Origin of the sequence: Mycobacterium sp. (assembly GCF_049280035.1) — a bacterium.
Classification (GTDB): domain Bacteria; phylum Actinomycetota; class Actinomycetes; order Mycobacteriales; family Mycobacteriaceae; genus Mycobacterium.
On record NZ_JBAPPI010000277.1, the window covers coordinates 1 to 13935 of the forward strand.

Consider the following 13935-nt stretch of genomic DNA (forward strand, 5'->3'; position numbering starts at 1 on the left):
GTTCCCGATAAGAACCGAAACGACCGCTTGCCGGGTTGCCCAGCAGCAGCCGATGCACGGTTAGCGCGGCCTCGTGGGTGGCGCGAAACCCTTCGATACCGCGGCGGGTCGGACCGACTGCCGCGCGCACATCGTCGGGTGATCCCCCCACCGCCGAGCGAAGATCCTCGATGGCCGGTTCGCCGGGCGTGCCGATCCATGCCCACAGCGTCGTCGTTCCCGCCGGAAGGGTCAGCGGCCGTTGGGATCCCGCGGCCTGGGCCAGCAGCACCGCAGCCGACTCGAGCGCGCCGTGCGGCGCGACCGCCGACTCCGACCACACCACCAGCCCGGTATGCCGGCGGTCCAGCTCGTAGCCGAGGCGGCGGCTCGCAGCGGTGGGGTAGATCGGGGCGCCGTCGAGGATCAATCGGATGGTTTCGGTGCGGCGTGCCAGCGCACCGCCGATGACCTCTTCGCGTTCGCGCTGGGCCTCGGCCAGCATGCGACCCAGTGTCTGGTCGATAAAGCGGAACGCGAGCGACAGCGACAGTTCGGTGACACCGATCAGCTCAGGCCCTGGCTCGACGATCTCATATGCGCAGGCCAGCCAGCGCTCAAGTCCGACCTGGTGGCCACGCCGATAACCCTCATAGATTCTGGCCAGGTCGATACCGCGGCGCACCACGGTGCGGGCGGCGTCAAGTGCCTCCGGTGGGGTCGCATCCGATAGCGGGGATTGCGCCTGGCGCGCCACCGCCAGGAATCGCTGCCAGTTGCCGCGGTTGGTCGCGCTGAGTTCGGCTGTGATCGCGGCGTCGGCGCCGAATTCTGGGACGACCTCGATCACTGCGGCGTCCATTGCCGCGACGGTGTCGTCGGCCTCGAGGGCCAGTCGGTCCGCGATGGCGGCGAGCAGTTCGTACGTTCGCGCGGTCGGCGCAACCGCTGTCATGGGATTAGTGTGCCACCGCACACCAGCCGAGGCTGTCCGTTGCCATTAGCCGAGCAGAGCCCGGGCCATCACGACCCGCTGGATCTGGTTGGTGCCCTCGTAGATCTGGGTGATCTTGGCGTCGCGCATCATCCGCTCTACCGGGAAATCGGTGGTGTAACCGGCGCCGCCGAACAGCTGCACAACATCGGTGGTGACCTCCATGGCTACGTCTGAGGCAAAGCACTTGGACGCCGAGGAGATGAAGCCGAGCGCGGCCTCCCCGCGTTCGGCGCGTGCCGCGGCCGTGTACACCATCAACCGGGCAGCCTCGATCTTCATCGCCATGTCGGCCAGCATGAACTGCACGCCCTGGAAGACGCTGATCGGCCTGCCAAACTGCTTGCGCTCCTTGGTGTATCCGATCGCCGCGTCGAGCGCTCCCTGCGCGATACCCACCGCTTGCGCCCCGATGGTCGGGCGGGTGTGATCGAGCGTCGCCAGCGCGGTTTTGAAGCCTGTGCCGGGCTCGCCGATGATCCGGTCACCCGGGATGCGGCAGTTCTCGAAATACAGCTCGGTGGTCGGGGAACCCTTGATGCCGAGTTTCTTCTCCTTGGGACCGACGCTGAAACCTTCGTCGTCCCTGTGGACCATGAACGCCGATATTCCGTTGGCGCCCTTGTCGGCATCGGTCACGGCCATCACCGTGTACCACGTCGACCTGCCGCCGTTGCTGATCCAGCATTTGGTGCCGTTGAGGATCCACTGGTCGCCGTCTTGACGAGCCCGGGTGCGCATCGAGGCCGCGTCGCTTCCTGCCTCCCGCTCCGAGAGCGCATACGACACCATCGCCTCGCCCGACGCCAGCGTCGGTAAAACCTGCTCCTTCAGCTCGTCCGACCCGGCCAGGATCAACCCCATGGTGCCCAGCTTGTTGACTCCCGGGATCAGCGACGCCGAGGCATCCACCCGCGCAATCTCTTCGATCACGATGCAGGTGGCCACCGCGTCGGCGCCCTGGCCGCCGTATTCCTCGGGCACATGCACCGCCGAGAAGCCCGCAGCGTTCAGCGCCTTGAACGCCTCCTCCGGGAAACGCGAATGCTCGTCGACTTCTGCGGCGTACGGGCCGATTTCCTTTCCGCACAGGTCGCGCAACACGGCGCGCAGTTCGTTGTGTTCATCAGGAAGCCGGAACAAATCGAAATCGGGATTACCCGACCAACGGACCATGAGAATTCCTTGCTACTCGTCGCTTGCGGGGGACGTCCGACGCGTGAACAGTGGCCAGGTCCCGAAGTTCGCGCAGAGCAACCCGCAGCGCGCTGAGGATGGGCCACGGGTCGCGAACTTGTTCACGATCGACGACGATGCCGAAGCCGAGGGAATCCTGGTAGCTGAACACGGTGATGTTGAGGCCGATCCCGTCTTTCACCCCGGAGATCGGGAACTGCGCTCGCTGCCGCGCCCCGGCGAGGTAGAGGGGCGCCGAAGGACCGGGAACATTCGAGATCATCAGATTGACGGGCTGATTGACGCCGGGGAGCCGGGTCGCCTGGGACATTGCTCGGGCGGCCGAAGTGAACAGGGCGGGGGGAATGACGCCGGTGGCGTCGCGCATGAGCGACACGGGCAGCGAGCGGTGTTGTTTCTTGGCGTCGCTCATTGTCTGGCTGACCCGGCGGAGCCGCTCACCCGCGTCGGCCGTGTTGGTCGGTAGTTCGACGATCATCGCCGAGACCTGGTTTCCGAAGGTCCCCATCTGCTCGCGGGTGCGCACCGAAACCGGGATGATGCTCAGCAGCGGTTTGGCCGGTAGCTCACCCCGCTCCTCGAGCCAGCAGCGCAGCGCGGCGGCGCTAACAGCCAAGACAATGTCATTAACGGTGCACCCGAAGGTGTTCTTGATCATCTTGACGTCATCAAGAGGCAGCGACCCGAACGCGACCCGGCGCTGCGCCGATACCCGGGTTTGGAACGGGGTACTGGGCGCGGCGAGGTCGTTGCCCTGTGCGACGGTTCCATCACCCGCTGCGGCCGCGAGCCGGCTGATCAGTCGGCTGGTCCGGGCAATCATCTTCACCCCGGGCAGGTGGCGGATCGGAGGTACCTCGTCGAGGTGGGGCAAGGTGGTGGGCATGGCGCGCAACGCCCGAACAGGATGACGCGCCATTCCGACCACACCGCGGCCCAGCATCTCCACATCGGACGGGAAGCGCTCAGCAGGTATGGCAGGCACAGGTCCCATCTCCCGACCCGTCGCGGCGTCGTCAAGCAGCACGCGCATGACCTCGGCGCCCGAGACTCCGTCAACGGCGGCGTGATGCATCTTCGTCAGCACCGCCACCGCACCGTCGTGCAGCCCGTGGATCACATACATCTCCCACAGCGGGCGTGACCGGTCCAGGAGGCTGGCGATCACGTCAGCCACCTGCTCTGCAAGCTGGCGCTCATCGCCGGGTGCGGGAAGCCTGATTTCGCGGACGTGGTAATCGACGTCGATAGCGCCCTGATCAACCCAGTACGGGTGGTCGAGGCCGAAAGGCACACGAGCCAGTCGCCACCGCAACGGGGGAAGCAGGTGCAGCCGCTCGGTCACCAGCTCACGAACCAGCGCCGCGTCGAGCGGTCGGCCGGCCGCGGTGACGGGGTCATACACCGCCAACGCGCTCACATGACCTTGGGTGCGGTCGTTTTCGGCGGCAAGGAATAGGGCATCGAGTGCCGTCAGTTGTCGCATTTGTTCACCGATCTACTTGACCGCCACCACGCCGTCGGGTGTCGAGTCCTTGAGGATTGCGGCCAGCGTGGCACAACCCGGTCACGGATACGGTGTGCTGCCGCACACTACATCATTGCGGAAGTGTGCCTCTGGCGATTCCGCCCGGGGCTCTCGCGCCATAGGTTCTGCGTCAGAAGAACACCTTCGGACGAGGACCGGTATGGACGAGATCAGCTTCATCAGTGGCCGCGACCGTTGCGCCGCTTGGCATTTCAAGTCGAAAGGCGACGCGTTCGCCGGAGCGCGCGGAGTGCCGTGCGTGGTGATGGCACCGGGATTCGCCGGCACGCGGGACACCAGCGCCTTGATGGACTATGCGCGCGGCTTCGCCGCTGCCGGATTCGACGTGGTGTTGTTCGACTACCGCGGGTTCGGCGGGTCGAGCGGGTCGCCGCGCCAGCTGGTGTCGGCCGCACGCCAGCGCCGGGACTACCGCGCCGCCATTACCGCCGCCCGGCAGCTTCCTACCGTCGACCCGGAACGCATTGTGCTGTGGGGTATTTCGCTCTCCGGCGGTCACGTCGTGCGCGCTGCCGCCGAGGACGGGCGCGTCGCGGCAGTGGTCGCGTTGACCCCGGCAATCGATGGAGTAACAGTGCTGGTGCGCCTGGCACGCACCGTCGGCATACGTCATCTGCTGCGCACGGCCGCACACGGTCTGCGCGATGCACAGCGAGCGGTGACACGACGCGGGCCGCATCGGGTGCCGATGGTCGGAGCGCCGGGCTCGCGGGCGATCTTCGCCATCGACGGCGCCGAGCAGGACTACACCGCCGTCGCGGGCCCGAGCTGGCGCAACGAGGTGTGCGCGCGTACGGCGCTGCAGGTGGCGTTCAACCGGCCCATCACGTTCGCGCCGCGTCTCCGTTGTCCGCTGCTGCTGCAGGCCGGCACCGAAGACCGCATCGCCCCGCTCGCCACCGTCCGTCGAGCGGTCGCCAAAGCCGGCGCTCACGCGGAGCTGCGCGAGTACCCCATCGACCACGTGGACGTCTACACCGAACCCGCACATCAGCGCATCCTGGCCGACCAGCTCGATTTCCTGGGCCACCGCCTGGCGGCCTCCGGGTCCCAGCACGCCGCAAACACCACCACCGATTGGAGTCACCGATGAACGTCAAGAACCTGCGCAACCGGGTCGTGCTCATTACTGGTGCGGGCAGCGGAATGGGCCGCGCCACCGCACTTCTGTGTGCACGACGCGGCGCTCGGCTGGCCATCTGCGATCTGAACGAGGCCGGCCTGAAGGAGACCGCCGAGGCGGCCCGCGAGCTGGGCGCCGAGGTGCTCTCGCAGACCGTCGACGTAACCGATACAGACGCGATGGATGAATTCGCCGAGGCCGTGCACTCCCGGTTCGACGCGGTGGATCTGCTGATCAACAACGCCGGCATCGGCGTCGGCGCCGGATTCTTCGACACCGCGCCCGAGGACTGGGATCGCCAGCTCGCGGTCAACCTGATGGGGGTCGTACACGGCTGCGAGCGGTTCATCCCGCGGATGATCGAACGCGGCACGGGGGGCCAGGTCGTCAACGTGGCCTCGTCGGCCGGCTATGCGGCGATCCCCGCGATGTTCGCCTACTCGGTCACCAAGTTCGCGGTATTCGGCTTCTCCGAGGCGCTGCGCATTGAGATGCGCCGACACAAGATCGGGGTGACCACCATCTGTCCGGGGCTGATCAATACGGCGATCACCCGCACCAGCGTCATGCGCGGGGATCATGCCGACGAACGCGCCGCTCGGGTCGCTGGCCTTTATGAGCGCCGCGGCTACACAGCCGAACGGGCCGCGGCCAACATCTTGCGCGCCGCCGGCCGCAACCGCGCGGTCGCCCCGATCGCACCCGAGGCCCACTTCATGTACGGGCTGACCCGCATCGCACCACCGGTCGCGCGCTGGTTTGCCGCCCGCACATCCGACGTCCTCGCCAAATAGACCAGCCCACAACGCTCGAAACGCCATCAAGGAGGCACACCATGAAACAACGCAATGTCCGCATGATCGAAACCAACGGCATCAGCCTGAAGGTGGTCGTGGAAGGCAGCGGCCCGTTACTGCTGCTGCTGCACGGCTTTCCGCAGAGCGGATACCTGTGGCGCCACCAGATCGACGACTTGGTCGCCGCCGGCTATCAGGTTGCCGTGCCCGATCAACGCGGCTACGGCGGCAGCGACAAACCGGCAGAAGTCGAGGCCTACGATTTGCTGCAGCTGTCCGCCGATGCGGTCGGTATCGCCGATGCACTGGGCCACGAGACGTTCACCCTGGTCACCCACGACTGGGGCGCGATCGTCGGCTGGCACGTCGCGTTGCTGTATCCGCAACGGGTAAACGCGGTGTTCGCGCTGAGCGTGCCACCGACTATTGGGACGCCCGTCGGCGCCCTGACGCGCCAGGAGAATTTCGGCGACAACTTCGTCTACACCGTGTACTTCCAGCAGCCCGGTGTGGCCGAGGCCGAACTGGACGCCGACGTGCGCAAGTCGCTTCGCATGTTGTACTACTCCGTCAGCGGTGACGCACCGGCGTTCGGGTTCATGCGTCCCAAACCGGCCAGCTCAAAGATGCTCGACGGCTTGGTCGACCCTGATCCGCTCCCGAGCTGGCTCACCGAAGAGGATCTCGACCAGTATGTCGAGGATTACCGCGATGGGTTCCGCGGTCCGATCAACTGGTATCGCAGCATCGACCGCGGCATCGGGCTCACCCGCCGTCTGCAGCAGACCAAGATCACGCAGCCGTCCCACTTCATGATCGGCAGCCTGGATCCCATGAACGTGCTTCTCGCGGTTCCCCTGGCCAACTTGGAGCAGAATGCACTCAACTTGCGAGGCAACGTCGTACTCGAAGGTGCCGGCCATTGGCTTCCCATCGAGCGGCCAAACGAAGTCAATGCCGCGTTGCTCGACTTCCTAGCCGGGCTCGAGAGCGCTCCGCGGTCCGCCTGCATCACAAAGGGATGACCGACATGGCCTCAAGAACCGACGGCTTTGCGCCACCGCTCAATCAGATCGCGTTCTCGGTGGTCGATCTACGACTCACCGAACGCTGGTTTCGTGAAGGCTTCGGCCTGCTACCGGCGGGCGGGAGTCGCGCGTTTATGCGCGGCCCGCTGGCAGCCAACGTGCAGGGCCTACCACGCGCGGCCTCGACCTGCTGGTGGCTGCTCGGCCGAAACTCCTGGTTTCAGCTCGAACTGTTCCAATTCGAGCGCCCGATCGCCCAACTGATGCCCGCGGATTTCCGGCCCAGCGACATCGGCTACACGCGTATCGGAATCTGGGTCGAGAATTTCGACGCCACACTGAAAAAGCTTGCCGGACTTGGCAGCCAGCCGCTGACTGAGCCACAGGGCGAGCGTGGCACTCGGCGCGCCTGCGTCCGCAACCCCGACGGCGTCTATGTCGAAATCATGGAAGATGACCCGCTGCCGCAATTCAACCGGCGCGGGCGCGTCGACTGCCCGTCGGCGATCCGTTCGGTGACGCTGTCGGTCCCCCAGCTGGCCGATGCTGCAGCGTTTTTCGAGACGGGGATCGGCCTCAAGGCAAGCACCGTGGCCCTTCACACGCCAGACCACGAGGCGTTGTGGGGCCTGCCGGGTGCCACCGCCGAGGGCAGACTATTCGAGGGCGGCGAGGTGCTGATCGAGGTGGTGCAGTACCTCACTCCCGTTGGAAGGCCGCGGCCCGATGACTACCGCCTGTCAGACCAGGGCATTCTCAACATAGCGTTCGGGGCGCGCCGCACGGCGGACTTCGAGGCGGTCTATCGGCGTGCCGAAGCGTTTGGGGCCAAGCCCAATTGCCGACCCCTTCACCTGCCCGCGGCGGGCTCGGTGGTTTACATCAATGATCCGCACGGCTTTTCGGTCGAGATCCTGCGCACGACGCCCGGACTGGCCGACCGGATCTTCGGATTCGAGCCTCGAGCCTCGCATAAGCGACCGGATCCGGATACGCGCCGGATCGAACACCGGACCAAGATCAACGCACCGGCAGACAAGGTGTGGGAAGCGATCACCGATCAAGACAACATGGCCCACTGGATCGGCTTCGACCCGATTACCGTGCGCAAGGAAGGCTGGACACAGCGCCACGGCGCCGGGTCCGAACGCCTGATGCAAGGCCCGCGCGGAGTCGGACAGGTCGTGGAGCAAGTGATTGTCACGAGCGCGCAGCAAGGCTTGCGCTACCGCGTCATTGAAGGGTCGCCGCTGTCCTGTCACCAGGGCGAGATCACCCTGAGGCAATCGGGCGGGCAGACCGAGTTGGACTGGTCCATCCGCTTTCGGCCCAAGGTCGCCGGCACCGGCGCGCTCTTGCAAAAGGTGTTGCAGGCCCGGTTGCGCACCATGCTGGACGAACACCTCAAGCCTTACGTCGAAAAGTCCTCGGCTGCTGGTGTTTTGTGACACCGGAGTCGGCGAAGACGGACACGACTGTCAGATGAATGCGAATCCGCCCGGCCCCGACCATGTCGGTGTGTCAGGTATATGCCACGTGGACGCGCTCGATTTGGCCCTCGAAGGGGAACGGCGCCTTGTCGTAGTAGTCCAATGACACCGGTGAGCCGAGGCAGACACCGATGTCGAAACAGTCATTGGCGGTGAACAGCAGCGGCGCGCTGACCGGCACCCTGCCCTCCGCGAGGACGTCGGGGCCGACCCGCATGACGACGTCAAGCGGTCCGCCCGGGCGCTGTTCGGCATAGCGGGTTTCCACGACAATGGTGTTCGGCCCGGGCTGCAGCTTGGTGGCCGACCGAATTTTGGTGCGGGAGATGATGAATAAGTTGTACTCGTAGCACAGGAATCCGTTGTCGAGGTAGCAGGTCAGTCCGCCGGCCACGCCGCCGAGGGCGTAAAGCACCCCGCTGGCGTCGGCGGGCAGGTCGGCTTCGATGGTGACGGCGTTGTTCTTGTTGCCCAGCGCTGGCGCGCAGAACTCGGGGATGCGGGTGATCCTGCCGGGGAACTCCCACTCGCGATACGCCGGTGTGATGCGCAATTCCGGGTGAAAGACCGGCACCCACAAACCACCGCCGATCGGGAGCACGGAATTGCGTGCGGCTTCGATGGCGAACAGTTCGCGCATCTGGGCGAGCTTTTCGGGCATCTCGGCGGCCAGGTCGTGGGACTGTGACCAGTCCTCGTCGAGGTTGTACAGCTCCCACCGATCATTGTCCGGTGTCCAGTCTTGAATTCCGGGGGGCAATCCCGGCAGCCAGGGCACCCGCGGACCGAACGTCGAGGCCATCCAGCCATCGTGATAGATGGCCCGACTGCCCATCACCTCGAAGTACTGCGTCTTTTTGCCTCCCGGCGCGGAGCGGTCGGTGAGCGTGCGGGCGAAACTTGCTCCGGCGATCGGGATCTGCGGCACACCGTTGACGATGAGCGGGGGCTCGATACCCACGATGTCGTAGATGGTCGGTACCACGTCGTTGCAGTGCAGGAAATGATCCCGCGGCACAGGGTCCGGCGCGACTTTGCTGGGCCAGCGGATCGCCAGCGGGTTGCGGGTGCCGCCCAGATGCGATGCAAGCAGTTTCACGCCCTTGTAGGGCGTGCTGCCCGCCCAGCCCCAGCCGGAGTGATACTGATTGTCCACCAACGGTGAGCCCAGCACATCAAGGCCGCCGAGCTGCTCCAGGGCGTCGATGTGCATCCGCGGGGTGGTCGGAATGCCGTTCTGCGCAAGCAGTTCGGCGATGGTGCCGTCCTGTCCCTCGGCCGACGATCCATTGTCACCCCAGATATAGAGAAACAGTGTGTTCTCCCCGTAGCCCAGCCGATCCAACTGATCGACGATCCGGCCCACCTGAACGTCGACGTGTTCCGCGAACCCGGCAGCCACCTCCATCAACCGGCGCTGAAACGGCCTTTCGTCCTCGGGGATGTCGTCCCAGGACTTCATTCGTTCGTCACGGGCGGTGAGCTCACAGTCCTCTGGGATCCACCCCTTCTCCTTAGCGCGCTCGAAGACTCGCTGGCGGTAGGCATCCCAGCCGTCGTCGAACTTCCCGGCGTAGTGGTCGGCCCACTCCTTCATGATGTGGTGCGGGCCGTGCAGGCAGCCGCTGGCCCAATACATAAAGAACGGTCTATCGGATTGCAGCGCTTTGTGATTGCGCAGCCAGTTGATCGCGTCGTCGGCCAGGTCCTCCGAGAGATGATAGCCCTCCTCGGGCGTTTTCGGCGGCCGCACCACGGTGGTATTGCGAACCAGATGGGGCTCATACTGGGAGGCCTCCCCCGCCAGGAATCCGTAGAAATACTCGAAGCCCAACCCGGTGGGCCAGTCCTCGAATGGGCCGGCCGCCGTCGTGTCCCCCGCCGGGGTGTTATGCCACTTGCCCCAGGCGCCTGTGCTGTACCCGTAATCCTTGAGCACCTCGGCCACCAGGGCGCTGCTGCGCGGGATCCTTCCGGCGTAGCCGTCCCAGTCGTTCGCAAGCTCAGCGATCTGCCCGTTGCCGATCTCATGGTGATTGCGCCCCGTGAGCAAAGACGCGCGCGTCGGCGAACACATCGCGGTGGTATGGAACCGGTTGTACGAGACCCCCCCGGCGCAGATGCGGTCCATCGTCGAGGTCTCCACTTCGCCGCCGAACGTGGTCGGCAGACCGGGGCCCGCATCGTCGATCAGAACGATCACGATGTTCGGCGAATCCTCATGCAGCCGAGGCGGAGTGACACGCTGGGCGTACGTGGACTCCTGCAAAGTTCGCCCGGCGATGCTCGCCGTGGGTGTCGGCGGAAACGGCAGCGTCGCCCCGCCTCGCAGGCTCGGGGCCACCACCCCATCCGTTGCGTCGACATCATTGTTTGCGGTGCCATCCGACATGGCTGCTCCCCTGCTCGAAGCGGTGCAAGGCAGTCGCCGACGCGGCCAACCCTGACTCACGACGCCCCGACTGTACTCCCCACGCCCCCGTCGGGCAGCGCGTTGAACAGCCTGCCAGCGGTCGGTGAGCGCTTGCGGTCAAAGGAGCCAGCGGCGTCACGCCCCAAAACCAGGACGGTTGTCGCGCAACGCAAATAGGCGCGGCGCTGCGGTTAACAGTTGCCCACTCAGACGGTCGCTCGCCCACCATTCCAGCTCGACCGGTGGGTCCGAACTCGTCGGCTGCGTCTAGTCGGCTCGCCGCCCGATCCCCACGCGCGGAGTCGCACTTTTAGAAGCACCCGCTCACATGGATTCGCCGGCCAGCTCCAACGCAGACATTTACCGGCGGCGGTGGTGGCGGTGGGGGCGGAAAGTCCTGCGGCAGCGGCGCATAGTCGGCCGGCGGCGGGACATAGGTGTTGATCGTGTCGGCAACGTTGGTGCACCCGCTAACTGAAACACGCCTGCCGACGCCCGCGCAGACGTCGGCGTTGGCCACACCGGAGGGCTGCACGACGGCATATACCTCAGGAATCGACGTAAGAGCCAACACCGCTATCCCCGCGGCAGTCCAAGATCGCACCCACAGATTCATCGCGATCTCCTTCCCGTCACGGCCGGGGCTTCTTTTGGCCGATAAGTGAACTGAGGGCGCAGTATATTCCTCTGCCTGCACGATGAGACCTGAATTCGTACAGCAGATTGCGCTCGGCGAGTGTCGTCAGCTCTAGGACATGGTTACGTGCGCGGCCCGATCGCTTAGGGAGTGGCGCCGTCCTGCCCAAGTAATGGAGTCCACTGGCAACGCTGCCTGATGTCAGTCATCGGCTGACGGATGCCCTCAAGGTCGGCTTGCTCTTGCGGGTTGGCGTTGAAGTAGTTCTGCACGTCGTCGCGGATCTGATCTTTGGGCTGATCCTGAAGGTCGGTGTAGAACCCGTTGACATCCGGGTGAGTGAACAGGTAGGTCGAGAGCGTCGTCGCAACACCCGCCGCGACACCGGCGACGTCCGCCGCCGTGCAGTTGGGCGGCCGAGGCGGCGGATCAGCCGCGGCGGTCCCCGCGGTAGCACATAACAGCGTGCCGGTAACCGCGCCAGCGCCGATCGCGCCGACTACCACCCGGCGCGGAATGATTTCTGCGAGGAACATGATTGGCTCCTTCATCCGGTAATCAACCTGGCCGCAACCGATGGCGGTCGTCGCCCGCTCAAGCTAAGCAGATACAGATAACCGCTTGTCTGCGATACAGCGGATTAATCCTCAGAAAAGCGCAGCCCATCAGTAGACGCCAGCGCTCACGCTCGACCGGTACTGTGCTGCCACGCGCGTGCGACCGCGCGGACGCCGCTTACGACTGCTGACCACGATCGGCGCGACGACGCATCCTGCGCGCGCTTCGGCGCAAACCCCGGACTGCGTAGCCGCCCGCCACGACCGACGCCGCAATCGTGGTAACGAACACGGGCAGCCAGCTGTCCCGGTCGTGGTCGACAGACCACCAGACAATCGAGAAGAGCACCGTGCAGAGAAATAGGACGATGTCACGCCAGCTTCCTTCATAGGAACTTGCGGTGGCGCGCAGCTGGCGTGCCTTGTCCTCCGCCACGATCAATTCATCGATGCGGTCGTCAATGCTGCGCCGCAGCACCTCCCGTCGGGCCGCGTCCATTTCAGGCATCTGCTCGAGCAGCTCCAGGTCTTGTTTGATCCCCTCGCGCAAGTCGGGACCCCTGAGCTGCCCCACCGCAGCGCCGAGCAACGCACCACCGACGACGGGCGCTGCGCCCATCGCCATCGCGGCCATACCGGGCATTGTGACCTCTACCTTCCTCTCGCTCCGCAATCCTGGGCATCGACCCCACGGTGACGTTGCGATCGGCGTTTCGGTTCCGTGCCGGTGGGGTCAGGTTGGTACCGGCCGCCAAACCGCCGGAATATCACTTCATGATGGCAAGGTTGTGCCAAAAATCCTTGAGGCCGTCGGTGCCGCCGAAAAGCGTGGTGAAGTTCGTGGAGTCGACGAGGACGATGTCGCCGGCACGCCAGCCCGACGCCGGCATCCAGATCAGCGCGTTGAATTCGGTGTTGCCCGCCGCGGTGAAGGGATGAGGCCTGTTGGGATCGATCAGTTGACGACCCAACACCCGCACCGAGTCGCTCTCCGGAGCGGTGAGTTCGTAGTGCGGCAGCTGGGGATGGAAATTGAACGTCATGACGTAGTCGAGCAGCCTCGCGGCGTCCAGGTCGCGGACCGCGGTCAGGGGTGCGATCTGCTTGGTGCCTCGACAACAGCGGGACGCAGCCCCCAGGTGTTGTGCACCGGGACCTCGAGGGCCGTCATCAGGGAGCGGGTGTACTGCCCGAACCGTTGTTGGCGGGGCGGCCGCCACTGCCTCGAACATCTCCCGCGTATACGGAGAGGGGGTGCGCTGAATTACCAACAGCGTCTTGCTCATTCGCGACCCTGCACTGCCCGGTGTAACTCCAAGGCGGTCTTCATGGCTTCGCGGGCGCGGCCGCGATCTCCGGCGTAGTCGTAGGCGCGCGCCAGCCGGTACCAGCGCCGCCAATTGTGCGGGTCGCCGTCCAGTTCAGCACGGACCGTGTCGAACAGGGCGTCGGCGGCGTCGCGCTCGATGCGCCCGGACGGCCGTCGCGGCAACGCGCTCACGTCGAGCTCCATCCCGTCTTCGGCGACGAGCTGGGCCAGCTTCTGATGGGCGAAGCCGGCGCGCACAGTGGCAATCATCGCCCAGCAACCGATGGCCGGCAGGATCAACAGGGCCATACCCAAAACGACGGCGACCGCACGTCCGGACGCGATCATCAGGATCGCGGTCCGGCCGAGCAACGCGAGATACACCAGCAGCGCCGCGCACATGAACGCGATCATCAGCTGGATGCGCACACCGCGCGGCGTTCCGGTCATTGCAGGTTCAGTAGAGATTCAATTCCTACGGTCAGGCCCGGATGTTCGGCGACCCGGCGTACCGCCAACAGCACGCCGGGCACGAACGAGCTGCGGTCCATGCTGTCGTGACGGATCGTCAAGGTCTCCCCTGCGGTGCCGAACAACACTTCCTGATGAGCCACCAGCCCGGCCAGCCGCACCGAGTGCACCGGGATGCCGTCGACATCGGCGCCGCGGGCGCCCGGCAAGCTCGTAGTGGTGGCATCGGGGTTGGGCGGCAGCTCTTTTCGTGCCTCGGCGATCAGCGCGGCAGTCCGGGCCGCGGTTCCCGATGGGGCGTCCGCCTTGTGCGGGTGATGCAGTTCGATGACCTCGACCGACTCGTAGAAGGGTGCAGCCTGCCTGGCGAAATGCATGGACAGCACCGCCC

13 protein-coding genes and 1 pseudogene are annotated in these 13935 nt (G+C 65.5%); 4 read left to right on the plus strand and 10 right to left on the minus strand.

Annotated elements, in window-relative coordinates; translation table 11 throughout:
* The 3 genes from WAN71_RS09045 to WAN71_RS09055 form a co-directional block, all read right to left on the minus strand.
* Nucleotides 1-934 (minus strand): PucR family transcriptional regulator (locus tag WAN71_RS09045; RefSeq protein ID WP_422225006.1); only part of this gene is annotated, 934 nt, incomplete at its 3' end.
* Nucleotides 935-979: 45 nt separating this feature from the next.
* Nucleotides 980-2149, minus strand: a complete 1170-nt coding sequence (locus WAN71_RS09050) for an acyl-CoA dehydrogenase (protein ID WP_422225007.1) — start codon at nucleotides 2147-2149, stop codon at nucleotides 980-982.
* Nucleotides 2130-3656: a WS/DGAT/MGAT family O-acyltransferase gene (locus WAN71_RS09055; RefSeq protein ID WP_422225008.1), complete on the minus strand. Its 1527-nt coding sequence runs from the start codon at nucleotides 3654-3656 to the stop codon at nucleotides 2130-2132. Before WAN71_RS09055 ends, WAN71_RS09050 begins: the two co-directional genes overlap by 20 nt.
* A 202-nt stretch (nucleotides 3657-3858) precedes the next feature.
* Between WAN71_RS09055 and WAN71_RS09060 the strand changes: the two genes are divergently transcribed.
* From WAN71_RS09060 to WAN71_RS09075, 4 genes are read left to right on the plus strand one after another with little or no spacing between them, the layout of a single operon-like run.
* Nucleotides 3859-4812 (plus strand): alpha/beta hydrolase, encoded by a 954-nt coding sequence (locus WAN71_RS09060; RefSeq protein WP_422225009.1) that lies wholly within the window; start codon nucleotides 3859-3861, stop codon nucleotides 4810-4812.
* On the plus strand, nucleotides 4809-5636 hold the full coding sequence (locus tag WAN71_RS09065) for an SDR family NAD(P)-dependent oxidoreductase (RefSeq protein ID WP_422225010.1): 828 nt from the start codon (nucleotides 4809-4811) through the stop codon (nucleotides 5634-5636). The genes WAN71_RS09060 and WAN71_RS09065 overlap by 4 nt, the downstream gene beginning before the upstream one ends.
* Nucleotides 5637-5677: 41 nt before the next feature.
* Nucleotides 5678-6664: an alpha/beta fold hydrolase gene (locus WAN71_RS09070; RefSeq protein ID WP_422225011.1), complete on the plus strand. Its 987-nt coding sequence runs from the start codon at nucleotides 5678-5680 to the stop codon at nucleotides 6662-6664.
* 5 nt (nucleotides 6665-6669) lie between these two features.
* Nucleotides 6670-8115 carry an SRPBCC family protein gene (locus WAN71_RS09075; RefSeq protein WP_422225012.1) on the plus strand — a complete coding sequence of 482 codons (1446 nt, stop codon included), beginning with the start codon at nucleotides 6670-6672 and terminating at the stop codon, nucleotides 8113-8115.
* Nucleotides 8116-8188: 73 nt separating this feature from the next.
* Here WAN71_RS09075 and WAN71_RS09080 read toward each other — a convergent pair whose 3' ends face one another.
* The 7 genes and pseudogenes from WAN71_RS09080 to WAN71_RS09110 form a co-directional block, all read right to left on the minus strand.
* A complete protein-coding gene (locus WAN71_RS09080; RefSeq protein ID WP_422225013.1) occupies nucleotides 8189-10549 on the minus strand; it encodes an arylsulfatase in 2361 nt (786 codons plus the stop codon).
* A gap of 331 nt (nucleotides 10550-10880) precedes the next feature.
* Nucleotides 10881-11174 (minus strand): hypothetical protein, encoded by a 294-nt coding sequence (locus tag WAN71_RS09085; protein ID WP_422225018.1) that lies wholly within the window; start codon nucleotides 11172-11174, stop codon nucleotides 10881-10883.
* A gap of 176 nt (nucleotides 11175-11350) precedes the next feature.
* A complete protein-coding gene (locus WAN71_RS09090; protein ID WP_422225014.1) occupies nucleotides 11351-11743 on the minus strand; it encodes a heme-binding protein in 393 nt (130 codons plus the stop codon).
* Between the two features lie 199 nt (nucleotides 11744-11942).
* On the minus strand, nucleotides 11943-12398 hold the full coding sequence (locus WAN71_RS09095) for a hypothetical protein (RefSeq protein WP_422225015.1): 456 nt from the start codon (nucleotides 12396-12398) through the stop codon (nucleotides 11943-11945).
* 133 nt (nucleotides 12399-12531) lie between these two features.
* Nucleotides 12532-12974 (minus strand): annotated as a pseudogene (locus WAN71_RS09100) (hypothetical protein); the annotation flags it as partial.
* Nucleotides 12975-13046: 72 nt separating this feature from the next.
* Nucleotides 13047-13523: a hypothetical protein gene (locus WAN71_RS09105; RefSeq protein ID WP_422225016.1), complete on the minus strand. Its 477-nt coding sequence runs from the start codon at nucleotides 13521-13523 to the stop codon at nucleotides 13047-13049.
* A partial coding sequence (locus WAN71_RS09110; protein ID WP_422225017.1) for a 4-hydroxy-tetrahydrodipicolinate reductase occupies nucleotides 13520-13935 on the minus strand: 416 nt, incomplete at its 5' end. The genes WAN71_RS09110 and WAN71_RS09105, both read right to left, overlap by 4 nt.